This window comes from Proteus penneri, assembly GCF_003144535.1.
GTDB lineage: Bacteria > Pseudomonadota > Gammaproteobacteria > Enterobacterales > Enterobacteriaceae > Proteus > Proteus penneri.
The window spans coordinates 211,640-235,031 of sequence record NZ_PHFJ01000001.1 but is presented as its reverse complement, the minus strand read 5'-3'; the positions used below and the strand labels follow the sequence as shown (position 1 = coordinate 235,031).

23 protein-coding genes are annotated in these 23,392 nt (G+C 38.9%); 3 read left to right on the top strand and 20 right to left on the bottom strand.

The window, feature by feature from the left end:
* Window positions 1-12: 12 nt before the first annotated feature.
* From flgK to flgB, 10 genes are all read right to left on the bottom strand, one after another.
* Window positions 13-1,665 (bottom strand): flagellar hook-associated protein FlgK, encoded by a 1,653-nt coding sequence (gene flgK / locus CUB63_RS01255; protein WP_109400750.1) that lies wholly within the window; start codon window positions 1,663-1,665, stop codon window positions 13-15.
* 117 nt (window positions 1,666-1,782) lie between these two features.
* Window positions 1,783-2,769 (bottom strand): flagellar assembly peptidoglycan hydrolase FlgJ, encoded by a 987-nt coding sequence (gene flgJ / locus CUB63_RS01250; protein ID WP_109847285.1) that lies wholly within the window; start codon window positions 2,767-2,769, stop codon window positions 1,783-1,785.
* Entirely contained in the window at window positions 2,769-3,875 is a 1,107-nt protein-coding gene (locus CUB63_RS01245; protein ID WP_109847284.1) for a flagellar basal body P-ring protein FlgI, read from the bottom strand. Before CUB63_RS01245 ends, flgJ begins: the two co-directional genes overlap by 1 nt.
* A gap of 14 nt (window positions 3,876-3,889) precedes the next feature.
* Entirely contained in the window at window positions 3,890-4,633 is a 744-nt protein-coding gene (locus CUB63_RS01240) for a flagellar basal body L-ring protein FlgH (RefSeq protein WP_006533166.1), read from the bottom strand.
* A 63-nt stretch (window positions 4,634-4,696) separates the two neighbouring features.
* Entirely contained in the window at window positions 4,697-5,479 is a 783-nt protein-coding gene (flgG, locus tag CUB63_RS01235) for a flagellar basal-body rod protein FlgG (protein ID WP_036935743.1), read from the bottom strand.
* A 19-nt stretch (window positions 5,480-5,498) separates the two neighbouring features.
* Window positions 5,499-6,254 (bottom strand): flagellar basal body rod protein FlgF, encoded by a 756-nt coding sequence (locus tag CUB63_RS01230; RefSeq protein ID WP_109847283.1) that lies wholly within the window; start codon window positions 6,252-6,254, stop codon window positions 5,499-5,501.
* A gap of 21 nt (window positions 6,255-6,275) precedes the next feature.
* Window positions 6,276-7,496: a flagellar hook protein FlgE gene (flgE, locus tag CUB63_RS01225; RefSeq protein ID WP_006533171.1), complete on the bottom strand. Its 1,221-nt coding sequence runs from the start codon at window positions 7,494-7,496 to the stop codon at window positions 6,276-6,278.
* A gap of 27 nt (window positions 7,497-7,523) precedes the next feature.
* Window positions 7,524-8,354 (bottom strand): flagellar hook assembly protein FlgD, encoded by an 831-nt coding sequence (locus CUB63_RS01220; RefSeq protein WP_109847282.1) that lies wholly within the window; start codon window positions 8,352-8,354, stop codon window positions 7,524-7,526.
* 12 nt (window positions 8,355-8,366) lie between these two features.
* Window positions 8,367-8,771: a flagellar basal body rod protein FlgC gene (gene flgC, locus CUB63_RS01215; protein ID WP_006533173.1), complete on the bottom strand. Its 405-nt coding sequence runs from the start codon at window positions 8,769-8,771 to the stop codon at window positions 8,367-8,369.
* Between the two features lie 10 nt (window positions 8,772-8,781).
* The gene (gene flgB, locus CUB63_RS01210) at window positions 8,782-9,192 is read right to left on the bottom strand and encodes a flagellar basal body rod protein FlgB (RefSeq protein ID WP_006533174.1); all 411 of its coding nucleotides are present in this window, start codon (window positions 9,190-9,192) and stop codon (window positions 8,782-8,784) included.
* Window positions 9,193-9,401: 209 nt separating this feature from the next.
* On the opposite strand from flgB, the gene flgA reads away from it, so the two are divergent.
* From flgA to CUB63_RS01190, 3 genes are all read left to right on the top strand, one after another.
* On the top strand, window positions 9,402-10,058 hold the full coding sequence (gene flgA, locus CUB63_RS01205) for a flagellar basal body P-ring formation chaperone FlgA (protein WP_006533175.1): 657 nt from the start codon (window positions 9,402-9,404) through the stop codon (window positions 10,056-10,058).
* A gap of 448 nt (window positions 10,059-10,506) precedes the next feature.
* Window positions 10,507-10,806: a flagellar biosynthesis anti-sigma factor FlgM gene (gene flgM, locus CUB63_RS01195; RefSeq protein ID WP_006533176.1), complete on the top strand. Its 300-nt coding sequence runs from the start codon at window positions 10,507-10,509 to the stop codon at window positions 10,804-10,806.
* Between the two features lie 13 nt (window positions 10,807-10,819).
* The gene (locus tag CUB63_RS01190; protein WP_082147341.1) at window positions 10,820-11,260 is read left to right on the top strand and encodes a flagella synthesis protein FlgN; all 441 of its coding nucleotides are present in this window, start codon (window positions 10,820-10,822) and stop codon (window positions 11,258-11,260) included.
* 180 nt (window positions 11,261-11,440) lie between these two features.
* Here CUB63_RS01190 and CUB63_RS01185 read toward each other — a convergent pair whose 3' ends face one another.
* The 10 genes from CUB63_RS01185 to CUB63_RS01130 form a co-directional block, all read right to left on the bottom strand.
* The gene (locus CUB63_RS01185; RefSeq protein WP_109847280.1) at window positions 11,441-12,703 is read right to left on the bottom strand and encodes a filamentous hemagglutinin N-terminal domain-containing protein; all 1,263 of its coding nucleotides are present in this window, start codon (window positions 12,701-12,703) and stop codon (window positions 11,441-11,443) included.
* Between the two features lie 710 nt (window positions 12,704-13,413).
* On the bottom strand, window positions 13,414-13,695 hold the full coding sequence (locus CUB63_RS01170) for a two-partner secretion domain-containing protein (protein ID WP_157955965.1): 282 nt from the start codon (window positions 13,693-13,695) through the stop codon (window positions 13,414-13,416).
* A gap of 328 nt (window positions 13,696-14,023) precedes the next feature.
* Window positions 14,024-14,806 (bottom strand): two-partner secretion domain-containing protein, encoded by a 783-nt coding sequence (locus CUB63_RS01165; protein ID WP_229096619.1) that lies wholly within the window; start codon window positions 14,804-14,806, stop codon window positions 14,024-14,026.
* 186 nt (window positions 14,807-14,992) lie between these two features.
* Window positions 14,993-17,083: a flagellar biosynthesis protein FlhA gene (gene flhA, locus CUB63_RS01160; protein ID WP_109847277.1), complete on the bottom strand. Its 2,091-nt coding sequence runs from the start codon at window positions 17,081-17,083 to the stop codon at window positions 14,993-14,995.
* Window positions 17,076-18,224 (bottom strand): flagellar biosynthesis protein FlhB, encoded by a 1,149-nt coding sequence (gene flhB, locus CUB63_RS01155; protein WP_072063119.1) that lies wholly within the window; start codon window positions 18,222-18,224, stop codon window positions 17,076-17,078. Before flhB ends, flhA begins: the two co-directional genes overlap by 8 nt.
* Before the next feature lie 422 nt (window positions 18,225-18,646).
* Entirely contained in the window at window positions 18,647-19,303 is a 657-nt protein-coding gene (gene cheZ, locus CUB63_RS01150) for a protein phosphatase CheZ (protein ID WP_023581808.1), read from the bottom strand.
* Between the two features lie 9 nt (window positions 19,304-19,312).
* Entirely contained in the window at window positions 19,313-19,702 is a 390-nt protein-coding gene (gene cheY / locus CUB63_RS01145; RefSeq protein ID WP_006533192.1) for a chemotaxis response regulator CheY, read from the bottom strand.
* A gap of 59 nt (window positions 19,703-19,761) precedes the next feature.
* Entirely contained in the window at window positions 19,762-20,814 is a 1,053-nt protein-coding gene (locus CUB63_RS01140) for a protein-glutamate methylesterase/protein-glutamine glutaminase (protein WP_109847276.1), read from the bottom strand.
* Window positions 20,807-21,697 (bottom strand): protein-glutamate O-methyltransferase CheR, encoded by an 891-nt coding sequence (gene cheR / locus CUB63_RS01135; RefSeq protein ID WP_072063121.1) that lies wholly within the window; start codon window positions 21,695-21,697, stop codon window positions 20,807-20,809. The genes CUB63_RS01140 and cheR overlap by 8 nt, the downstream gene beginning before the upstream one ends.
* A 6-nt stretch (window positions 21,698-21,703) precedes the next feature.
* Complete coding sequence (locus CUB63_RS01130; RefSeq protein WP_072063122.1) at window positions 21,704-23,350, bottom strand: methyl-accepting chemotaxis protein; 1,647 nt, start codon at window positions 23,348-23,350, stop codon at window positions 21,704-21,706.
* Window positions 23,351-23,392 lie beyond the last annotated feature (42 nt).

Sequence of the window (23,392 nt, the reverse complement as noted above, 5' to 3'; positions counted from 1 at the left end):
ATGAAGGGTTACTTAGAAAACTTGCATAATCGCATCAAACATACTGTTTGCAGTTTGAATAACTTTCGCATTTGCCATGTAGTATTCTTGAATGCGATACATCTCACCGTACTCTTCATCCAAGTTCACACCAGAAACAGACTGCTGTTGTTCGACAATACTTTTAGTGATAGAAACCTGAGCATCAAAATCAACTTGCGCGGTATTCACTTTATTACCCACCATACTGATCAGTGAGCCATAACCACCTGCAATCGTTGTTTTACCATCAATCACTTTTTGGTCTGGTAAATCAAACAATTTTTTCATGTTTTCGTTATCACTTGGTGCCGTTGTTCCATCCGCGTTTAGCGAGCCAGCTGCCGCTATCTTGCTTGGATCAGTCACTGCAACTTCCATACCAGCAATAACATTACCGACAGATTGAACAATAATAGAATCTTCTTTTTGTGCTGTACCATTGATTTTGATACTCATGCCTTCGAATTCTAATTCGCCCGTTGCGCTTACTTTTGCATTAACTTTACGACCGCCCGGCTCTACCGTAACATCCCACTTACTACCATCATATTTAACAGTATAATCAGCCGCTTTCACTGCTTTGGTATCGGTATATTTGACATCAAAGGTAGCGTCACCTTTATTCTTACCGTTAGGCATAACATGAGCGCCACCAAGTTCGAAGAACTTCTCACCGTTTTTACCATCTAAATCAAAGCCTTGCTCATGTTGCTTATTAAATTGATCACCCAACACTAACGCTAATTGATTTAACTGGTTACGGCTTGGATCTAACACTTCTTCACGGCTACGATACGCGCCGCCAAGTTCGCCACCTTTAATGCGTTTTGCATCCACTTCGCGAACTTCATCAATGCCATTACTATAACCAAGAACAAGACGTTCACTATTTTTATTAGATGGAATAGCAGAAACTTCATAAGAGCGAGTACCAGATACTAATGGCAGACCATTAGCAAACGTGACGTTAACAAAACCACCATCTTGTTGAGTCACTTGAACATCAACCAGTGTGTTTAACTCTTGAATTAAACGATCACGTTGGTCTAATAAGTCGTTAGGATCAGCGCCATTGAAGCCTTTAGAACGACTAATTTCGTTATTTAGTTTTGCGATCTGTTTTGTATATTCATTGATATTTTTAGAGGTATTTGTCACCTGACTATTAATATCTTTTTCTAAATCACGCAATGATTGGTCTGCTTTAGCAAACATATTCACCATGGCTTCCGCTTTACCAATTACCGTTGTACGCGCAGGGTTGTCTTCGGCATTATTGGTTACGTTTGGTAAGCTAGTAAAAAATTCGTCAATCGCACTGGAAACGTCATTTCCTTTATCTGCTAACAAATCATTGATTTGTGAGATATTTTTGGTATAGCTATTAAGTGCGCTTTGTTTTGACATTGCACGGTTCATTTGACCAGCAAGAAATTCGTTATACTCACGATGAATACGGCTAACATTAACACCATTACCGATATAACCATTACCGGTCATTGTGCCGCTGTTTTCATTAAAAACAGTCATTTGACGGTTGTACCATTTTACATTTTGGTTAGCGATGTTATTACTCACAGTGCTCATCGCAGCTTGTGCCGCATTAAGTCCGCTCATCGCTGTATTAATTAAACTGTTGGACATTTGTCTATCCTTTTACGTTTAGTCATCACCCGTATGCACGGAGCATAGCTGGCAAGTTGGAATGAATGCTCTGGTCTTTATTATCGGTACTTCCCCTCTAAACTTGAGGGGAAAGCATTAAAATAGATCGCTTAAATCGTGAGTATAAGTTTTAGCAACTTGCTCACCGCTTCCTTTTAATTGACCAATGATTGAAACCAGTTTTTTCGCATAACCTGGATCGGTGGCATAACCCGCTTCTTGGATGCGATAAGCAGCTTGTTCTGGGGTTTGAGCTTGAGGTACTTTTGCGTAACGAGGACTTTCAGTAATCAATCGGAGATAATCTTGAATGGCTTCAACATAAGAGCCATAAACGCGGAAATTATCCCGCATTTTAATTGACTTACCGTCAATTACTTCAGTTGTCATGATATTTGTGACAGGCCCTTTCCAGCGACTTCCTGCTTTAATACCAAACAGGTTATAACTTGGTTTACCATCACCCGTTAGGATCTCACGTTTTCCCCAGCCTGATTCAAGCGCGGCTTGAGCAACAACTAAAAGATGGTGTACACCCGTGCCTTCTGTCGCTTGTTTAGCAGGCCCTAACAATTTTGATGCAAAAGAAGCACTGCTTTCAGATAACCCTTTAAGCTTACCAATCGTACTTTCAATTGCATTTTGATAAGGCTGCATTGCACGATAAATTTGCCCCAAAGATTGTGTTGGCATGGATTGAAAAATATCACTGCCATCTAATGGCATTGGTGTTTTACCCGCCATTTCACTTGGGTCCATCGTGACTTTGGCAGAAAGTTGTTTTTCTATCATGTCAGCAAAGCCCAAGCCTTTTTGTGATAGGTCTTGAGCGATTTGTTGATCATAAAGTGAGGTGCACATCTTGGTACTTTCTGAATTAAACATGCTCTCTTGAGGTATTGCATCGCGCATGCTCTTTAACATCATTTGAACAAAAACACCTTCAAGTTGTTGCGCCACTTGGCGCAACCCTTGCTGATCAGCATTTTGTCCAACCTGATATTTAAGTTTATTCAATGCATTGCTGTCATATGCCGGAGTAGAAACGTTCGGCATTGAAGAAAGCAGAGATAAATCTTTCATCAGATAATCTCCAATCTCGCACGTAAGCAACCCGCGCTTTCCATTGCCTGCAATATCGACATTAAATCAGTTGGTGTTGCACCTAATGCATTTAATGTACGAACCACTTCGTTTAGGCTTGCGCTTGCATTCACTTGCTGTAATGAGACACCTTGTTCACTCATATTCACGCTAGTATTCCGTGTTACAACAGTGCTACCACCCGCAAATGGAGTATTAGGTTGGCTTACATTGACTTGGCTATTAACCGTAACGGAAAGGTTGCCTTGTGCAATCGCACAACTTCCTAATGTCACATCACGATTCATCACAACTGAACCCGTTCTGGCATTAATGATCACTTTCGCATCAGCAACAACACGTTTAATTTCAAGGTTCTGAACTTCAGCCAAGAAACGGACTTGTTCGCTTTTACCAATAGGAACACGTAATTGAACGGTACGAGCATCTAAAGGAATAGCCGTTCCCACACCACGTAATTTATTAACGGTATCAGAGATATGTTGTGCCAATGTGAAGTTTTCTTCATTTAGTTGTAGATTTAGCAGACCTGTTTGGCCAAATTGCGAAGGCAACTCACGTTCAATGATAGCGCCACTACTAATGCGCCCACCCGCTAGCTGGTTAACTTTAACACTATTACCCCCCGCAGATGCGCCTGCTCCTCCGACAACAATATTGCCTTGTGCTAAAGCATAAATCTGATTATCAACACCTTTTAATGGTGTCATCAGCAACGTACCACCACGTAAGCTTTTGGCATTACCTAAGGATGAAACAACGACGTCGATTGATTGCCCTGTACGACCAAAAGGCGGTAATTTTGCTGTTACCATCACCGCAGCAACGTTTTTCAATTGCATATTGGTGCCGGGTGGTACTGTGATCCCCAATTGTGAGAGCATGTTATTCAGACTTTGTGTGGTAAACGGGGTTTGCATTGTTTGGTCACCCGTTCCATCTAATCCCACGACCAAACCATAACCAATCAGCGCATTTTCTCTTACCCCTTCAACAGAGGTGAGATCTCTGATCCGTTCGGCATGAGCGGAAAAACCGACACATGTCATCACGATAAAGAAAAGGCTCATCGCTATTTTTTTCATCTGGATCCTACTCATTAAAAAGGTGATACATTTAAGAAGAAGCGTTGTAGCCATCCCATAGATTGAGCTTCATTGATATAACCGTCTCCGATATATTCAATACGAGCATCAGCAACTTGGGTTGAATTTACGGTATTGGAACCACTAATTGTTCTTGGATTCACCACACCTGAAAAACGGATAAATTCAGTACCTTGATTGATAGCAATTTGCTTTTCACCAATAACGTGCAGGTTACCATTGGCAAGAAGCTGATCGACGGTAACAGTAATGGTGCCTTTAAAGGTATTGTTCGCATTTGCGCCACCTTTACCGCCAAAGTCACTGTTTCCTTCCATTCCCATATCAGCGCGATTATTACCAAACAACCCTTCTAAGAATCTTGGGGTGATCGAAGCAAGGAACCCAGCTTTACCATTACGGCTTGCATTAGCAGATGAGTTTTTGCTTGCACTGACATTTTCTTGCAACGTGATCGTCAGCGTGTCACCTATATTTCGAGGGCGTCTATCTTCAAATAAAGGTTGATAGCCAAAATAAACAGGCTGAGTTGCCTGAAAAATAGAGCCATTTGGTGCAGGTGCTGTTGGTGCCGTTGGAACCGCCGTTGTGTTACCTTCTACCAACGGTTTTTTCGGTATATGTGCGCATCCCGCCAGTGTCAGTACCAACAGGGCGGTACCTAAACGTTGATGACGACGCCATCTGACACTAAGCTTTCTTGCCCCAGAATTGTCAGTAATGACCTTTGTATCCATCTTCGATACTCTTTTAGTAATATGCCTGACAGGAAACCCTGTCAGGCTAATGAACAAACGAAATTAGAGTTGCGTTAGTTTCTGTAACATCTGATCAGATGTTGAAATTGCTTTACTGTTAATTTCATAAGCACGTTGAGTCTGGATCATATTGACCAACTCTTCAGCTACATTAACGTTAGAGGTTTCAACATATCCCTGATACAACAAGCCTGCGCCGTTGATACCTGGAGCATTTTCAGTCGGTGCGCCAGAACTTGCGGTTTCTAAGTACAAGTTTTCACCGACACTTTCTAATCCGCTGTCATTAATAAAGGTTGTTAGCGTCAATTGCCCCACTTGTTGTGGTGCTGGTGAACCTTCAATTTCAACACTAACAGTACCATCACGACCAATCATGACCTTTTTCGCCGTTTCAGGCAGAATAATTGCTGGAACGACTTGGAAACCACTGGTTGTCACTAATTGCCCATTTTGATCCATTTGAAAAGAACCATCACGGGTATAAGCGTCTGTGCCATCAGGTAACTGAACATGGAAGAAACCCTGTCCTTTAATCGCCACATCACGAGTACCATTAGTTTGAGCCAAGTTACCTTGACTATGTAAACGCTCAGTAGCAACAGGACGAACCCCCGTACCAATTTGTAAACCTGACGGTGCATTCGTCTGTTCAGAAGTCATCGCCCCCGGTTGACGGATTGTTTGATACAGTAAATCTTCGAAAACCGCACGTTGACGTTTAAAGCCATTGGTGCTGACGTTCGCGAGGTTGTTGGAAATCACATCCATGTTTGTCTGTTGTGCATCCAACCCAGTTTTAGCAATCCATAAAGAACGGATCATGGTTTTCCCCTTACACTATTTAACTCAGTGATAGCAATTGGTTAGCTCGTTGCGCATTATCGTCAGCGCTATGAATAACCTTCATTTGCATTTCAAAACGTCTTGCGTTTGCTATCATATCGACCATGGCTTCTGCTGGATTAACATTACTGCCTTCTAACACACCAGCTAACACCTTCACGCTATCATCCGCAGGTAATTCCGCACCTGCACGTGCAACGCCGTTCGGTGATAAATGGAATAAACCATCATCGCCACGAACTAAATCGTTTTGCTCTGGTTTTACCATTTTCAAACGACCAATCTGACCCAACATTTTTGGCGGATCAGTCGGCACATGCGCAGTCACAATACCGTTATTGGCAATACTGACATCTGCTTGAGGAGGTACTTCAATCGCACCGTTATCCCCCATTAACAAACGCCCTTGTACCATCAACATGCCGTCAGCGTTACGTTGGATATTCCCGTTTCGGGTATAGGCTTCAGTACCATCTTCAAGTTGAACCGCTAAATAGCCGTTATCACTTAACGCAACGTCCATTGATCTGCCGGTATAGTTCATCGTTCCTTGACTCTGATCGCTACCAGGCGTTGAGGCTACCGTTAATGTACGAGTTGGTAAGGTATCGCCATTGACAGGTACGGCTCGCATTGCACTAAGCTGCGCTTTGAATCCCGGCGTTGATGCGTTTGCTAAGTTGTTCGCCACGACAGCTTGATTTTCCATCGAGTGTCTGGCGCCGCCCATCGCGGTATAAATCACATGATCCATAACAGATTATTTCCGGCGTTATTAGCGCAAGCTAACCAGAGTCTGCAGGATCTGATCCTGAGTCTTAATGGTTTGTGCGTTTGATTGATAGTTACGTTGAGCAACGATCATATTGACTAACTCTTGGCTCATATCCACGTTAGACGCTTCTAATGCGTTATTGGTTAATTTGCCGAATACACCAGAGCCAGCAACACCGACGATTGGCGAACCTGAACCGTTAGTTTCAGACCACATGTTGTCGCCTTGTGAGCTTAAGCCGCCAGCGTTTGCAAAGTTAGCTAATGCGATTTGGCCAACAACTTGGCTTTGTTGGTTTGAGTAAGTCGCCATAATAGAGCCGTCTTGCTCAATACGGAAGTTGGTGAATTCACCTGCTTGATAACCGTTTTGCGCCAGTTTAGAAACACTTGATTCGGCTACTTTTTGTTGAGTACTGCCTGTAAAGTTCATCGCCATATCCATGGTTTCTGAACCTTTATAAGACACAGTAGTGAAATTTTTAATGCTAGTTGCCGTTTCGTCTAGTACACCATTATTTTTATAAACTAACTTACCTAGATTTTGAGCTGGCTCACCTGTTGTAGAGTCTTGAGCATGAACTTCCCATTCATTATCTTTTGTTTTCACAAAGAATAAGTTCAAGTTATGTTCATTACCTAAGCTATCATAAGTTGTTACGTTAGTACTGAAGTTATAAGAGTCATTATCTTTAGGATTAAACGCATGAGTCGTTTGGTCAATTGGCTCTTCAGCTGAGTTCAAGTTAACCGTCATATCCACTTTATCGGTTGCACTTGCATTCATCATATCCGTAGGAATAACGATAGGTGTTGGCGTTGCCCCTTTTTGAACCACGTTTTTACCATCAACGCTTTGTACTGGATAACCTGTTACACGCATACCTTGCATGTTAGTCAGAAAACCATTTTTATCTTTACCAAATTCACCATTACGTGAATAGAAAACGCCGCCGTTTTGATCTTCAATACGGAAAAAACCACCACCAGAAATCGCCACGTCTGTTGGACGGTTAGTGGTTGTGATACTACCGTCTTTAAAGTTTTGGCTAATACCCGCCACTTTAACCCCCAGACCTGCACCTGAACCAGCGAATACGTCTGCAAAAGAAACGCTTGCGCCTTTAAAACCGTAGGTTGCGGAGTTAGAAATATTATTACCGATAGTATCTAAGTTAGCGGCTGCTGCGTTTAAACCACTTACTGCTTGTGAAAAGGACATGCGCCCTCCAAGTTGAATATGTGTTAGTTAAAGAACCTGACGAATTTCATCCAATGAAACGGTATTACCTAAGCCAACATCAAGGCGGGCACCACCATCCACCATGGACACACTATTCACCAGCGCATAATTCAGTGTCTTAACAGGGACCTGAGCATCATTAAGCGTGGCGTTAACGGTAAATTTATAACTGCCTGTTGGAACAGGATTGTCATCTTCATCAGTACAATCCCAAGAGAAGTTATAAACATCCGGTAGCATCTTTTTGTCCATTTGGATTGTACGAACGGTAACACCACTCGCATTGGTGATGTTTATCGTAAGAGAATCGGTTGGACTGAGTAATTCAAAACCAAAAGGTGTTGAAAAAAGGTGTTCATCGCTAGGCGTAGTTGGGTCAGTACCTTCTGATTTATACGTTCCCATTTGCTGGCGCATTTTTTCATTTTGAGTATCAGGTGTTGGAATTGTGTCATCCCCGTTACCAGGTTTTTCAGTCTCACCTTTACCGTCAGTTGGCTGAAAGACAACAATTTTATTCCCAGAGACCATGACACCATGGCCAACTAAGGAAGATGCTCGCAATGCCTGACTTTGATCAATCTGACCAACAATGTTGTTCACTGTTTTATTCAGTGTTTCGATACCTTCAACGGTCGAAATTTGAGCTAACTGGGAGGTTAACTCATTATTTTGCATTGGATTTGTTGGGTCTTGGTTTTTCATCTGAGTGATGAGTAGTGTTAGGAAATTCCCTTTGATATCCTCACTACCACTTTTTTTCGTATGGTACGAAGAAGGTGCATCCCCGATAATGGTATTATCATAAGGTTCATTCATTGAGGCGGAAATACCCACAATTTATTCTCCCTATTGGCCTATCATCAGTGTTTTTTGCATCAGTGATTTGGCTGTGTTCATCACTTCGACGTTAGCTTGGTAGCTTCTTGATGCAGAAATGGTGTTAATCATTTCACCCACAACATCAACATTCGGCATACGTACATACCCTTTTTCATCGGCAAAAGGGTGTCCCGGCTGATATTCCATACGAAATGGAGCAGGATCATCCACCACTTCAGTGACACGAACACCACCAACTTCTTGACCAGCAGGTGCGTTAACCTGAAAAACAACCTGTTTTGCACGATAAGGTTCACCATCTGGGCCTGCAACACTGTCGGCATTTGCCATATTGCTAGCGCTTACGTTTAAACGTTGAGATTGCGCTGAAAGTGCTGAACCTGAAATATCAAAAATACTAAATAAAGACATGCTCTTTACCCTACTGTTGCAATACAGCCATCATGCTTTTGACTTGCGAGTTAATAAATGTCACATCAGCCTGATACTTAAGGCTATTGTCAGCAAAATTACTACGTTCCATATCCATATCCACGGTATTACCATCCATCGCCGTTTGATGAGGTACGCGATAGAGTAAGTCTGCTTCTAAGCGATAACCGGGTTTGATCGGGATATGGCGCTCTGATGTCATCGCCAATTGCATGCCATGACTACCAGTACGTCCGTTTTCAATGGTTTTCTTCAATTCAGAAGCAAAATCAATATCACGAGCCTGAAAGCCTGGGGTGTCTGCGTTAGCGATATTCGCAGCGAGAATTTCTTGGCGTTTATTGCGTATTGAGAGCGCTTCTTGTTGAAAATGAAACGTATTTTCTAATTTATCGAGCATCTTCTATCCTTGGTGGCTAAGCCACTTACCTCAGCTGATAAAACAATTTCAGTTGACAGAATAAACGCTCAAAAAAAAGATGATTGGAGGAATAGGCGTAAATTGGATTGCTATTTATGCGTTTAAGGCATGCAAAGTCGCTGTACACTGTTGTTGCTAAATAATGACAAACGCACAATTAGCATCAACTCTGTAAGGTGATACAAACTATGTTAGTTAAAACTCTTATCGGTCTGTTTTCTTTTTTCTTTATGGTGAATGTGAGTATTGCGAAATCACTTCCTGAAGAACTACAAGATTTCTTTGTCGCGCTTCATCAACAAGGCGATAAAGTGACAGTCACAGTTTTAACACCGGAAGAGAAATGGCCAGTGTGTCAAACACAAGCGATCCAACGCCATGCAGGCTCTCGTAATTGGGGGCGGCTTTCGATTCCCATTCAATGTGATAAACAACGTCGTTTTATTCAAGTTGATGTGAGTGTAACGGGTAAATATTTAGTCGCCAAAAAAGACATCAATCGTGATGATGCGATTGAAACGGCATCAGTCAGCATGATAACAGGTGAATTAGAAAAGCAACCTTATGACGTATTACGTGATCCTACGTTAATTAAAAATGCCATTGCTATGCGCCAAATTTCTGCCGGAAAACCTATCACATCGACCATGATCCGTCGCCCTTGGGCTATTTTGGCAGGTCAAACCGTTACTGTTTTTGCACAAGGCGATCATTTTCAAATTCGCTATGAAGGCAAGGCAATCAACAATGCTGTTGCCAATGAAACGATTAGAGTTAGAGTGAAATCAGGCCAAATCGTCATTGGAGAAGCTCTTGAAAATGGCTCTGTTCGCATCCCTCTTTAATAAATAAAAAAGCTGATAAGCAGAATAAGCCCTTATTAAATTGCTTGTTAGCCGTTTCAGTTATGGCAAGCCGAGGTAAACTCTCTTGCGCTACATTTTTTACTCTAAATAATTTAAAGCATCATATGTAGATACTCTAAATAATTTAAGCTGTAGTTAGATAACAATTTAAAGCATCTAATATAGATACTCTAAATAATTCAAGTTGTAGCTAGGCGACAAATGAACGAATCGCTAGGAGCATACATAAGTATGTGACTAGTGTGAGTGAATGCGGTCAACAACGCTACGGCTTGAAGTATGACGAGTATGATGAATATGACGACTAAGATTAAAGTTTTTGATTCGATAGCCGATATAAAGAACCAAGATGATAGGCGAAAACACATAGGTTGTTTTACAATGGCTTCATCTGACTATTAATTGATGCCTAACAAAGGATTTTCCTATGAGTATTGAACGCGCAAATCCACTGCTTCCGATTAACGCAATTGCACAACGTAACCCAAGTGAAATCACTCAGGGATCACGTAAATCGGGAACAACTGAACAAAAATCTACAACAGGTGACACGTCTGTAAAACTAAGTGAAGCGCAGAAAAAACTTGTTCAACCTGGCAATAAAGACATTAACGTTGAGAAAGTTGCTCGCTTAAAAGAAGCAATTGCCAACGGAACATTAACCATGGACAGCGGTAAAATTGCGGATGCTCTTTTCCGTGAAGCTGCTGAAAGCATAACTCAATAATATTTTAATGATTATGATGGAAGAACTCCGCCAGACTTTAGATCTTCAATTATCACAGCTTAATACCATTGCGAGTATTTTACGTGCTGAACAACAGTTATTATGCGCTGGTAATATTGATATCAATGCCCTACACGAAGTAACTGAACAGAAGAATTTTGTCTTGTCGGCTTTAGGTCATACAGACCAACAGCGTCATACGCTAAGCCTACAAGCCGGTGTAGAAAAGCCTTATACAGGGTTACCATTCTTATCTGATTTATGGATACAGATAATGGATATTACGGCGGAGCTAAAACATCTTAATCAACATAACGGATTACTACTTGATCAACACATCTCTCGTAATAGTGATGCAATCCGTTTTTTGCAAAAGAACCACAGCCCAACCCTTTATGGTTCTGATGGGCAAGCACAACGTTCAATATTAGCTGGGCGAAAAATCCAAGTATAAAATTTAAAGAAAATAACAGTCCTTGCATTATATCAACATAATACAAGGACTATTTTATGTAACCTATTATAGTTACTTATATATAGTAACTATAAAATAAGCATTAAATTAATGTTACACGTTAAATCGATAGTAATAATAAACATGATATTTTTATCATTACTTTTTAATTAAAGTCTATTAACGGATTTTCACGGTTGATGTTTTTTTATCTATAATAGTTGATGTACCTAATCGAAATTTCGGTAGTCCCTTTAATTCTACTAGCTCTTCTCCTGTTAACTCTATTTTATCTTTTCCATTAAAATTCCCTTTTTTTCCTTCTAACACAACACGACCTTCCCCATGGATTTTACCATCAATATTTATACGATGCAGAGAAGTAACATCAAGATAGCTTTTATTCAACGTAATGTTATTCATATCTATATAATTAACACGTGATATTAAATAGCTATTGTCGATAATATAATCGTTAAGTAACACCATATCTCCCGCATTAATAAATAAAGCACTATCTTTAACATAAAAAGATGATTTATCAGCACTAAAATAATACGTTGAAATATTTAACTTTGATTTTTTTACATCATCATAAGCTGTTTTATATAAGTTTATATCTCTATTTAAATCAATGATTGAATCATTGAGGTTCCACCATATATTGACATTTGCATTTAAAGATAAAGTATCAATATGACCATAATGACTAACCGCAGCCTTATTCCCTTTTATTATTAAATACCGACTATTTAACGTTGCATTATCGCTTATTACCAAATCTCCCATACGATTATAAGCATTTGAATAATTAAGGTTAAATTTATCTAAACCGATATCAAAACGGATATATTCAGCATTAAAATCACCTTTATCCAGCATTATATTATTAGATATGATATTTATATATTTAGGTGAAATGTCTTTATCATGACGATTGATATGCGTAAGCTTATTTCTAGGTAATTTATTGACAAAAGCAAAATCAACAGGATTATCTGTTATAGTAAATTCCTTAGAAAATTTTCCTACACTGCTACCAGAAATTAACTTAATATCATCAATTCCTGAGAAAGAGCAATCATAACAAGAAATTCCATTAGGGTTAGCTATAATTACTGTCGCCTTTTTTCCTTGTAACTCAAGATCACCATGCAACTCTGAACTTTCGTGAGAAACAACCTCATTAATAATTAATTCTGCTTTATCATTATCTAATGATAAACCATCATTATTAATATTAAAACGGTCGTAATAGATATGGGCTACATTATCTTGATTAGTGTTTATGATTTTAACTTGTGTTTTACCTATATCATCATTAATTGATACTTGTGCATCAGATAATGAATTAGCATTTAAAACAACATCTTGAGTAGCATAACAAGATACTGAAACAAATATAGATAATAATGAAAGAGTAAATAAAGGGATTTTTTTCATAGCCATTTCCTTTGGTTTTAAAGTAATTATTATAATTAATATATAATCCGATTAATTTTAAAAACCATCCACATAAAAAACATTCATATAAAATATTTTATAAAAAAACATATATAAATAATTAATATTAAATATTTAATAAGGATGTTATCGCTATTTTTCTGATTAAATCTAATATCCGTACTGTTTTGAATAAAAACTTTACCAAGGGAATCAATAAAGAAAATTTCCCCATTGAGTATTACTCTTTTTTCAGCATCAATAACCATTAAAGAGTTAATGTTAAATGATTTACTTTCGAAAGAATGAATATAATTACGTACATTAGCAGAAAATTTACTCTTCTCTAAACGTAGGGAACCCTTATTAAAATAAGTTACCTTTAGATAAATTAAAATGAACATTAGTCTTATAAATAGTTAATCTAGAATTTTTTTCATTACTGAATATCTTAGCATTCAATATGGTATTTTTTCTGAAAAATCAGTGTTACTATATTTCTTATAAAGATTTTCAAAAATGGAATCAATACGCCAACTTAATATATTTATTTCCCCTAAGTTGATTATTTTCCCCTTTGTATATACAACTATCACTCCCATATTTAAAATACCATTTTTTATAAGAACATTATTTCCAGCAGAATAAATAAATTTCTTTGCATTAATAATCGAGCCAAAATCTAATAACAATTTTCCTTTATGATACTTTTAGGGGAATTTATTATACATATGGTAAATCTGTTTACCATTAAATGAACATCCTTGACAATGTATTCCATTAGGATTTGCAATAACGATACTTACAGGGTTGCCATTAATAGATAGGTCACCTTTAAGCATTGTTTTATTTTTAGATGTCACTTCATTTATAATGGTTATTACATCTTGCTCTTTAGCGTTATTAAACACTACACCTTTTTCATCAACATTAAAGTCACTATAATGATTATGTGAAACCCCTTGAATATCATTTGTCTCAATATTAATCACAGCTTTTCCACTTTCATAATTAATAGAAAGTTTTTTTCTTTATCATCATCTTTAACGATTAACATATCCGAAGAAGCTTGAGAGGAAAAAAATAGTGATATTATAAATAAACTATGATAACAAAAATAAAGTATTTTTTGATTTCATTACTAAACCTATTTATATTATATATTAGCAGAGATAATAAGAAGTATTTCATAAAATACTTCTTATTAAATTTATTACTTCTAGAAAATAAACATCAGCACGTTAACTCTATATGTGATTTACCTAAATTAGCACCTATATATTTTATATTTAAAATAAAAACGTCATTTTTATATATTAATTACCTAGATATATAAAGAGCACTATTTCCAGACAAATCATCAATATTTAATTTACTTTTCGTTATATTATAAGCACCTTTATCAAAATAAACCTCACCATAACCATGCTTAATATTAATTTCATTTAAATTAGATTTAAACCCTTCAAAAAAAGAAATTTGTCCATTGTGATTAAATTCATTTTTTGAAAAAAGATGATATGTTTTCAACCCACTAAGTATATTTAATGTATCAATAGATTTATTTAATGTTCCTTCCATAAAAATTTTATTAGAAATAAGATTAATTTTTTGACTAGCGATCCGTTTTAGACCATGAATAGAGACATAATTTTTATCTGATAAAATGAAATCTCTGACACTGTCATTAGTTTTTCCACTAATTAGTGTAAAATCAGTAACTCTGGAGGCAGAACACTGGTTGCATTCAATACCATTAGGATTAGCAATAATTACATGAGCCTTTAGTCCTTCGACTCTAACATTACCATTAATTAAACTCATTTCATTTCCAGTGGCTTCATTAATAATAATATTTGCTTTGGCTTTTCTATTATTAAGAATGATCCCCTCTTTAGGAACATTAAATTTATGGTAAAAATTAAGTGAAATACCATCTTCAAGGTTTGTATCTATATTAATGACATCTTTATTTTTTTCATTATCAAAAGTGAGCGTTGTCTTAGGCGATAAATTATCATTTACAATAATATTCTCACCTGCCAAAACCATTTGTGAATTGAATAAAATAAATAATGGGAAAAGTAATTTTTTATTTTTCATTAATAAATCTCCTATAAAAAAAATTATATTAATGAAATTAATTTTCTTAGATATTATAAATAAAACATCATCTGTAAGGATTAAAACAAGATAGAGATAAAAAAACACGCAACTAATCAAATTAGTCGCGTGTAATAACATGTTCAAAATAAAGATTATTGGTCTATATGACGTCTAATTATTAGTTTAGTGTGGCTGTCCACCAATCATCGACGTCATACGAATACGACGACCTTCACTGATTTCCATATTTGATAATACGGCTAATTGTGGCAGGCTACGACGTAAAAAACGTGACAATAATGAACGTAGCGAATGATTCACTAATAATACTGGCGCACCGCCGGACATCTCTTGATGGCGTACAGCATCTGCCGCTTGTTGTTCAATATTTTCAGCAAGCCCTGGTTCTAATCCACCGCCACTTTGCATCGCTTGAACCAGAATACGCTCTAAGCTTGCATCTAAACCAATCACCTGGATTTCATCTTGATCACCAAACCAATGTTGTGTAATCGCTCGACGAAGTGCAACACGAACCACGGCGGTTAATTCAGCTGGATCTTTTTGTTCTGGTGCATGCTCCGCTAAGGCTTCTAATATAGTTCTCATATCACGAATAGGCACCTGCTCAGACAGTAGGTTTTGCAATACTTTGTGCAATACCGTCAGTGAAAGCATATCTGGGATCATATTTTCTGTCATTTTAGGGAGCTCTTTACTGACCCTATCAAATAACATTTGTGCTTCTTGACGACCAAATAATTCTGATGCGTATTTCGTTAATGCATGATTAAAGTGCGTTGCAATAACAGTACTTGCAGCAACAACGGTATAGCCCTGCACCTGTGCTTGCTCTCTTAAACTGTCATCGATCCAAACTGCCGGTAAACCAAATGCAGGTTCTTGAGTAATATCACCTTCTAAAGAGCCAACAGCATTACCCGGATTGATTGCTAACCAACGCCCCGGATGCGCTTCTCCATGACCAATTTCAACCCCTTTCATTAGAATGCGATAAAAAGAAGGTTTTAATTCCATATTGTCTCGAATATGAACAACGGGAGGGAGATATCCTGTCTCTTGAGCAAACTTTTTACGAATCCCACTAATTCGACCTAACAACTCGCCATTTTGGCGGCTATCTACCATTGGAATTAACCGATACCCCACTTCCATCGCTAATGGATCTTCAAGTTGCACATCTTCCCATGATGCTTCAACAACACGATTTTGTTTTTCAACTTCTTCCATCTCTTTTTGTTGTTGTACTTCAGGGTTAGCATTACGACGTAAGATATACCAACCTAATCCACCTAATGCTGCGGTGAAGAATAGGAAAACAAAGTTAGGCATTCCCGGTACTAAACCTAACAAGCCTAATACCCCAGCTGTTAACATCAGTACACGAGGATTATCAAATAGTTGGGTCACCATTTGTTGCCCAACATCTTCATCTGTTGCAACACGCGTAACGATAACACCTGCTGCTGTTGAGATAATCAATGCTGGGATCTGAGCAACCAGACCATCACCAATGGTTAAAAGGGTATAAGTCGTTGCAGCATCGTTTAATGCCATTCCATGTTGAGCGACACCGACGATAAGACCGCCTACCACGTTAATCACTAGGATCATTAAGCCTGCGATAGCATCACCACGAACAAACTTACTCGCACCATCCATTGAGCCGTAAAAGTCAGATTCTAATGAAACTTCTTTACGACGTTTTTTAGCTTCATCTTCGTTGATAATGCCCGCATTCAGGTCAGCATCGATTGCCATCTGTTTACCCGGCATTCCATCTAACACAAAACGTGCACCCACTTCAGCAATACGTCCCGCACCCTTGGTAATAACCATAAAGTTAATCAAAATAAGGATGATAAAGACCACAATACCGATAGCAAAGTTACCGCCAACAAGGAAATGGCCAAAGGCCTCAACAACGCGCCCTGCGGCTTCTGGCCCTGTATGCCCTTCCATTAAGATGATACGCGTTGAAGCCACGTTTAATGATAAACGTAACAACGTGGTAAACAGCAAAATAGTCGGGAAAGCAGCAAAATCTAAAGTACGCTTTGTAAACATTGCTACTAACAGCACCATAATGGAGAGTGCGATATTAAAGGTAAATAATAAATCCAATAGAAAAGGTGGCAATGGCAATACCATCATTGACAGTATCAACAAGATAAGCACTGGCCCTGCCAGTATCTGCCACTGAGAACTTTTCCAATTTCCCGGCAAGCGGAGTAATGAGGCCAAATTAGCCATGACGATTATCTTCTCCAGCAAAGTCCAGTGCGGGAGGCACTGGCAAGTTCATAGGTTGTTTAGGTTTTAAACCACCTTCGGTTTTCCATCGTTTCAGTTGATAAACCCATGCAAGTACTTCTGCAACCGCAGCATAAAGGGTTGAAGGTATTGCATGGCCTATTTCACTGTGACGATATAACGCCCTAGCAAGCGGCGGCGCTTCTAGAAGCGGAATTCGATTTTCTGCACCAATTTCTTTAATTTTTAACGCAATAGCCCCAGCCCCTTTTGCTAACACTTTAGGGGCTGTCATTTTGTCGTTATATTGCAGTGCGACAGCATAGTGGGTTGGGTTTGTCACAATTACATCTGCATTAGGCACATCTGCCATCATTCGACGACGCGACATCGCATGTTGCTGCTGGCGGATACGCGCTTTAAGTTGCGGATCACCCTCTTGCTGTTTAAATTCGTCTTTAATTTCCTGGCGTGTCATACGTAGTTTTTTCAGATGACTACGGATTTGGAAAATAATGTCGAATGCCACCATCGGGATCAGCATAAAAACCGTAATGTAGACAGCAAAAATTAGCAGTTGCATCGCATTGGCTAGCGCACTAAGCGGTGGAAGCGTGATCAGATGGAGAATATCGTTCCAGTTGTGCCATAAAAACACTGTTGCAGCGATCCCCACAAAGGTTGATTTCAGTATCGCTTTAAACAACTCTGCTAACGCATTCATAGAAAAAATACGTTTTAACCCAGAAATAGGATTCCATTTTTTGGGATCAAACTTAATGGATTTACTACTAAAGTTAATCCCACCTAATAAGGCAGAGCCACCAATTGCTACAAATACTAACCCCAAAAACACGGGTGATAGCGCAAAAACAGCTTGTTTAATCAAGCTACCAAATCGAGGGATCAATAAATTCTCATTACCGATAAGGTGATGATTAAACGTAAACCCTTCTGTTAACATGGCATATAACTCACGAGTGATAAATCCACCACTCATCCACAGCAAACTCACGCCACCCAAGATCATTAAAACGGATGAAAGCTCTTTAGAACGGACAATTTGCCCATCCTTTTTAGCTTTTTCCCGTTTATGGGGTGTGGGTTCCTCTGTTTTTTCGAGATCGCTATCTTCAGCCACAGTCTGTCCGATTTAGGTAATGAGATTAAAAGCATGAATGAAATGACTCTAATCATGACAAATTCAGAGGAAATTGATGGGTTGAACAATCGCAAATTTACGGGGCTTTTTGGGCTATGACGGCATGCACTGAAAAAAACAACCTAATGATAAAAATGGAGATATGACCAAAATTGACGCTGATTATAAGGAAATTAGCAAAATTCACAGTAAAATTGAGTTATTTTACTTTTGATGTTTATTTCAACAACTTCAAAAGCCGCTTAAACAAAGCGGCTTACAGTTTCTTCAATAGCGTGAGCTATTAAAGCATTATTACGTGATTTTTTATCCATAAAATACACCATCCTAAAAGAGCAGAGCATAGAGCGAATGCGTCCTGCATATCTCAACGTCCTTATCGCCCTACAACTCATCACAGGTTAAAAACCTAGACTTTCTAGCAAATCATCAACTTGATCTTGATTTTTGATCACACCAGCGTTGTTTTTATTAACCTGAGGACCATTTAATAAAGAGTCAGTCTCTTTCTTCACATTAGACTTTTCAAGTTGCTCTGGTGGCAGGTTTTCCATTAATACCATCACGAGTTGTTTTTCAATTTCTTGAACGACACTCATCATGCGTTTAATCACCTGACCGGTCAGATCTTGGAAATCCTGTGCCATCATGATTTCCAATAACTGACTGTTAGTAAAAGCCGTACTCTCAGGGATATCCCGCAAATAATTGCGGGTATCGGTTACAAGAGAGCGTACATCTTTCAGCTCTTCTGGCTGTTCGAACCATTGGTCCCAACGTTCAGTAAGCTTAGTCGCATCGGCACTTAACGCATCCTGTTTAGGCTGCGCAGCTTCGACACAATTCAATGTACGCTCTGCTGCCTGAGCGGTCATTTGAGCAACATAGTCCAGTCGTTCCCTAGCGTCAGGGATGGCTTCTGCTGCTTCGGCTATTGCTTTATCCAATCCTAATTCTCGCAAACTGTCGCGTAACATCCGCGTCAATTGTCCGATCCGGCTGATAATATCAGATGTCATTTCAATATTATCTTTCGGCATAATTGGATTCCCACTCATTGCGACTCCTTAGATGCCCAGTTTTTCAAAAATTTTATTTAGTTTTTCTTCAAGAATTGCTGCCGTAAAAGGTTTAACAACATATCCACTTGCACCAGCTTGCGCTGCTGCAATGATATTTTCTTTTTTAGCTTCAGCGGTTACCATCAGTACTGGTGTTGCTGCAAGTCCCGCATCACTACGAATATTTTTAAGAAGCTCTAGACCATCCATGTTTGGCATGTTCCAGTCTGTAATCACAAAATCAACTGCCGAATTGCGTAATTTAGCTAACGCGTCAGCACCATCTTCTGCTTCTTCTACATTCGTAAATCCTAATTCCTTTAGCAAATTACGAACTATGCGGCGCATTGTTGAAAAATCATCAACCACTAAAAATTTCAGATCCTTACTTGCCATTGAAAACTCCTTCAAAATATATCGGCAAATTACTGTGTTGCTTTTTAAACTGAACTTAATCAGATACGCAATGATTGCGTGCTACTGATTTTCATCAGCACCGCTTTACTCATTGCGCTTATGCTTTTCACTTCGTCTACTGCGCCTATTTCAACCGCAGCACGAGGCATACCAAAGACGACACAACTCGCTTCATCTTGTGCAAAGGTATAACTTCCTGCTTGACGCATTTCTAATAACCCAACTGCACCATCACTTCCCATCCCAGTTAAAATAACGCCAATAGCATTACGCCCCGCATATTTTGCAACTGAACGAAATAGCACATCAACTGAAGGACGATGACGGTTTACTGCAGGTTCTTTATTAATGTGGATCTGGTAGTTAGCACCATTACGACGAAGCTCCATGTGATAATCACCTGGTGCAATATAAGCATGCCCAGGTAATACACGTTCGCCGTCTTCTGCTTCTTTTACACTAATTTGACATAATCGATTTAATCGTTCTGCAAATGAGTGTGTAAACCCTGCCGGCATATGTTGCGTAATTAATATCGCAGGGCTGGTAATCGGTAATGGTTCTAGAAAATTACGAATAGCCTCTGTGCCACCAGTTGATGCACCGACAGCGATCAACTTTTCACTCGAAATCATCGGTGTAAATGACAATGATTTAGAAGGCTGTGCTTGTACTTCTCGGCGATTAATTCGTGCCAGTGCTGCCGCTCGAATTTTCTCGGCAATCAGTTCGCTATAAGCCATCATACCTTCACGCAAACCAAGCTGTGGTTTAGTCACAAAATCAACCGCACCCAACTCTAACGCTTTTAACGTTACTTCGGAGCCTTTGGCTGTTAATGATGAAACCATAACGACAGGCATTGGTCTTAATCGCATCAATTTTTCCAAGAAATCAATACCATCCATACGTGGCATTTCAACGTCTAACGTTAATACCTGTGGGTTGTACTTTTTTATTAAGTCACGAGCCACTATAGGATCTGGTGCACAATCAACAACTTCCATATCGCTATGACTGTTGATGATTTCTCGCATGATTTGACGCATTAACGCCGAATCATCGACACAGAGTACCGTTATTTTATTCATAACCTCTCCTTGCTGGTGTCAGCCCGTAAACGGTATGCCCATGCAAGTAGAAATTCTTGCTAAGCTGGCTTACATTCTCTGAATGTCCAACAAACAGCATTCCGTCTGGCTTAAGTAATGAGGTAAAGCGGTTAAGTAAGGTTTGTTGTGTTTCTTTGTCGAAGTAAATCATGACATTACGACAAAAAATCGCATCAAAACTACCTTCTAAATCCCATTGCTTGTCAAGTAAATTCAAATACTGAAAAGAGACCATCTCGCTAATTTGATGTCTAATTTTCACGTATCCTTCAAACTCGCCGACACCTTTGAGAAAATATTTTTTCAAATATTCATCATTTAATGTTTTAAGCTCTTCCTGTCGGTAAACACCTTTTCGTGCTTTATCCAACACATTAGTATCGATATCGCTGGCAATAATTTTGGTTTTATACGGGTTATTTCCAAAAACATCGCGTAAAGTCATCGCTATTGAATAAGGTTCTTCTCCAGTAGATGCTGCTGCACACCATACTCGGTAGACGCCTCCTGCTTTTTTTCTGGCATGTTTTGCCAAAATAGGAAAATGATGCGCTTCCCTGAAAAATGCAGTGAGATTGGTTGTTAATGCATTGACAAACTCTTGCCATTCAGGGTTGCGTACATCACTTTTAAGAAACGCAAGATAGTCACCAAAGTTATTCATCCGTAATTCACGTAACCTCCTAGTGAGACGGTTATAAACCATCTCCCTTTTGTTGTTAGTCAGCACAATACCAGCCTTTTGATAAATCAATTGGCATATAGATTGGAACTGATCATCGGACAACATGAACCGTTGGGTAAAAATATCCAACGGTTGAGCAGCGATATCTGATAAGACTTCAGTAACATTACGTTTCATTGTTTTTTAATGGGTCTTTTTAAAAAATGATTTTTTATCTGCTTTTTTCAACCCATTACCTTCTAAGGATGAAGAATTATTACTCTCATCCGTGTCAGGCAACTCGAATGCCGATACAGCATCAACAAGGTTATTAGCCTGATCTTCTAATGCTGCGGCAGCAGATGCTGATTGCTCCACCAAAGCAGCGTTTTGCTGTGTCACCTGATCCATCTGACTGACTGCATCAGCGACTTGGTGAATACCTCGGCTTTGTTCATCAGAAGCTGAGGCGATTTCTGCCATTAATTCAGTGACTTTATTTACTGAGGTGACGAGTTCCTCCATTGTCTGTCCTGCATTATTAACGAGTTGAGAACCTTGAGAGACACGTAAAACGGACTCATCAATCAACAACTTAATTTCTTTTGCAGCATCAGCACTGCGTTGAGCAAGGTTACGAACTTCTCCTGCAACGACAGAGAATCCACGCCCTTGTTCACCCGCGCGAGCAGCTTCAACCGCCGCGTTAAGTGCTAATATATTGGTTTGGAACGCAATACCATCAATCACACTGATAATAGCCCCTATCTTTTGAGAACTTTGTGTAATCGCATCCATGGTTTCAACAACACTATGCGTGATTTGCCCACCACGTATAGCTGTTTCAGAAGCAGATTCTGCGAGCTTGCTCGCTTGCAGAGCGTTATCAGCATTTTGTTTTACCGTTGCTGTTAACTCTTCCATGCTTGCCGCAGTTTCTTCTAACGAAGCAGCTTGTTGTTCAGTTCTTGAGGATAAATCCGTATTTCCTTTGGAAATTTCTTGAATACCCGAATACATAGCATGGCTATTATCACGAACGAGACGAATAGAACGTGCAAGCTCACCACGCATCTCTCGTAGTTTTTTAAACACATTTCCTATTTCATCATCGGTGAAGACAAGAATTTCACGATTTAATTTACCAGTAGCAACATCATTAAAATAACGGCTTAAACTTGCGAAAGGTTTAATGATATTAAAACTTAGCCAGCGATGAGCGGCGATTGATACAACAATAACCATCGCTATTGCACCGATAAACATCAAGATAGCAATAGTATAAGAACGATGTCCTTGCTCGATAGATTCAGTAATTTCATCCTGAACATAATTCATATAGGTATTAAATGAATTTTCCATCGCTGTTTGATAACGTTCTGTTGGTTGATCTAAAAAACCTTGGAAGTTATCGTTTTTTAACATGCTATGTAATTCGGTTAATGCACCATACAAAACGTGGTAATCATTTTTCACTGCATCAACAATTTCTTTTTCTTCTGTTGGGATTGCCTCTTTATTTATTTCAGCAAGGAAATTTTGAAAATGAGTATTCGCCGTTTCCAAACGTGAAAGTGCAATTGATTCAATAGATTGAATATAATCCGTTGACTGTTCAGTTTTCACTGCGATAGCTACACGATTAATCGCATTACGTGTTTGTATTAAAGATGCCCAACTTAATCCTAATTCATCTCGCTTAGATGTATCTATATCTACTTTAGTGATCTGTTCGTTATTCAAATGAACAATCCCTAGCGAAATACCACTAGAAATCAATTGCATAACGCAAAACATCATCAGTAATAAATAGAGACTGGTGGATATCTTTAATTTGCGAAACCTAAACATGCCTTCACCTCGTTTAAAGCGGTGGTTCAAAGCCACCGCTTG

Coding starts and splice junctions, on each gene's coding strand:
- flgK (WP_109400750.1), bottom strand. CDS start 1,665: ATGTCCAACAGTTTAATTAATACAGCGATGAGCGGACTTAATGCGGCA.
- flgJ (WP_109847285.1), bottom strand. CDS start 2,769: ATGAAAGATTTATCTCTGCTTTCTTCAATGCCGAACGTTTCTACTCCG.
- CUB63_RS01245 (WP_109847284.1), bottom strand. CDS start 3,875: ATGAAAAAAATAGCGATGAGCCTTTTCTTTATCGTGATGACATGTGTC.
- CUB63_RS01240 (WP_006533166.1), bottom strand. CDS start 4,633: ATGGATACAAAGGTCATTACTGACAATTCTGGGGCAAGAAAGCTTAGT.
- flgG (WP_036935743.1), bottom strand. CDS start 5,479: ATGATCCGTTCTTTATGGATTGCTAAAACTGGGTTGGATGCACAACAG.
- CUB63_RS01230 (WP_109847283.1), bottom strand. CDS start 6,254: ATGGATCATGTGATTTATACCGCGATGGGCGGCGCCAGACACTCGATG.
- flgE (WP_006533171.1), bottom strand. CDS start 7,496: ATGTCCTTTTCACAAGCAGTAAGTGGTTTAAACGCAGCAGCCGCTAAC.
- flgC (WP_006533173.1), bottom strand. CDS start 8,771: ATGTCTTTATTTAGTATTTTTGATATTTCAGGTTCAGCACTTTCAGCG.
- flgB (WP_006533174.1), bottom strand. CDS start 9,192: ATGCTCGATAAATTAGAAAATACGTTTCATTTTCAACAAGAAGCGCTC.
- flgA (WP_006533175.1), top strand. CDS start 9,402: ATGTTAGTTAAAACTCTTATCGGTCTGTTTTCTTTTTTCTTTATGGTG.
- flgM (WP_006533176.1), top strand. CDS start 10,507: ATGAGTATTGAACGCGCAAATCCACTGCTTCCGATTAACGCAATTGCA.
- CUB63_RS01190 (WP_082147341.1), top strand. CDS start 10,820: ATGATGGAAGAACTCCGCCAGACTTTAGATCTTCAATTATCACAGCTT.
- CUB63_RS01185 (WP_109847280.1), bottom strand. CDS start 12,703: ATGAAAAAAATCCCTTTATTTACTCTTTCATTATTATCTATATTTGTT.
- CUB63_RS01165 (WP_229096619.1), bottom strand. CDS start 14,806: ATGAAAAATAAAAAATTACTTTTCCCATTATTTATTTTATTCAATTCA.
- flhA (WP_109847277.1), bottom strand. CDS start 17,083: ATGGCTAATTTGGCCTCATTACTCCGCTTGCCGGGAAATTGGAAAAGT.
- cheZ (WP_023581808.1), bottom strand. CDS start 19,303: ATGAGTGGGAATCCAATTATGCCGAAAGATAATATTGAAATGACATCT.
- cheY (WP_006533192.1), bottom strand. CDS start 19,702: ATGGCAAGTAAGGATCTGAAATTTTTAGTGGTTGATGATTTTTCAACA.
- CUB63_RS01140 (WP_109847276.1), bottom strand. CDS start 20,814: ATGAATAAAATAACGGTACTCTGTGTCGATGATTCGGCGTTAATGCGT.
- cheR (WP_072063121.1), bottom strand. CDS start 21,697: ATGAAACGTAATGTTACTGAAGTCTTATCAGATATCGCTGCTCAACCG.
- CUB63_RS01130 (WP_072063122.1), bottom strand. CDS start 23,350: ATGTTTAGGTTTCGCAAATTAAAGATATCCACCAGTCTCTATTTATTA.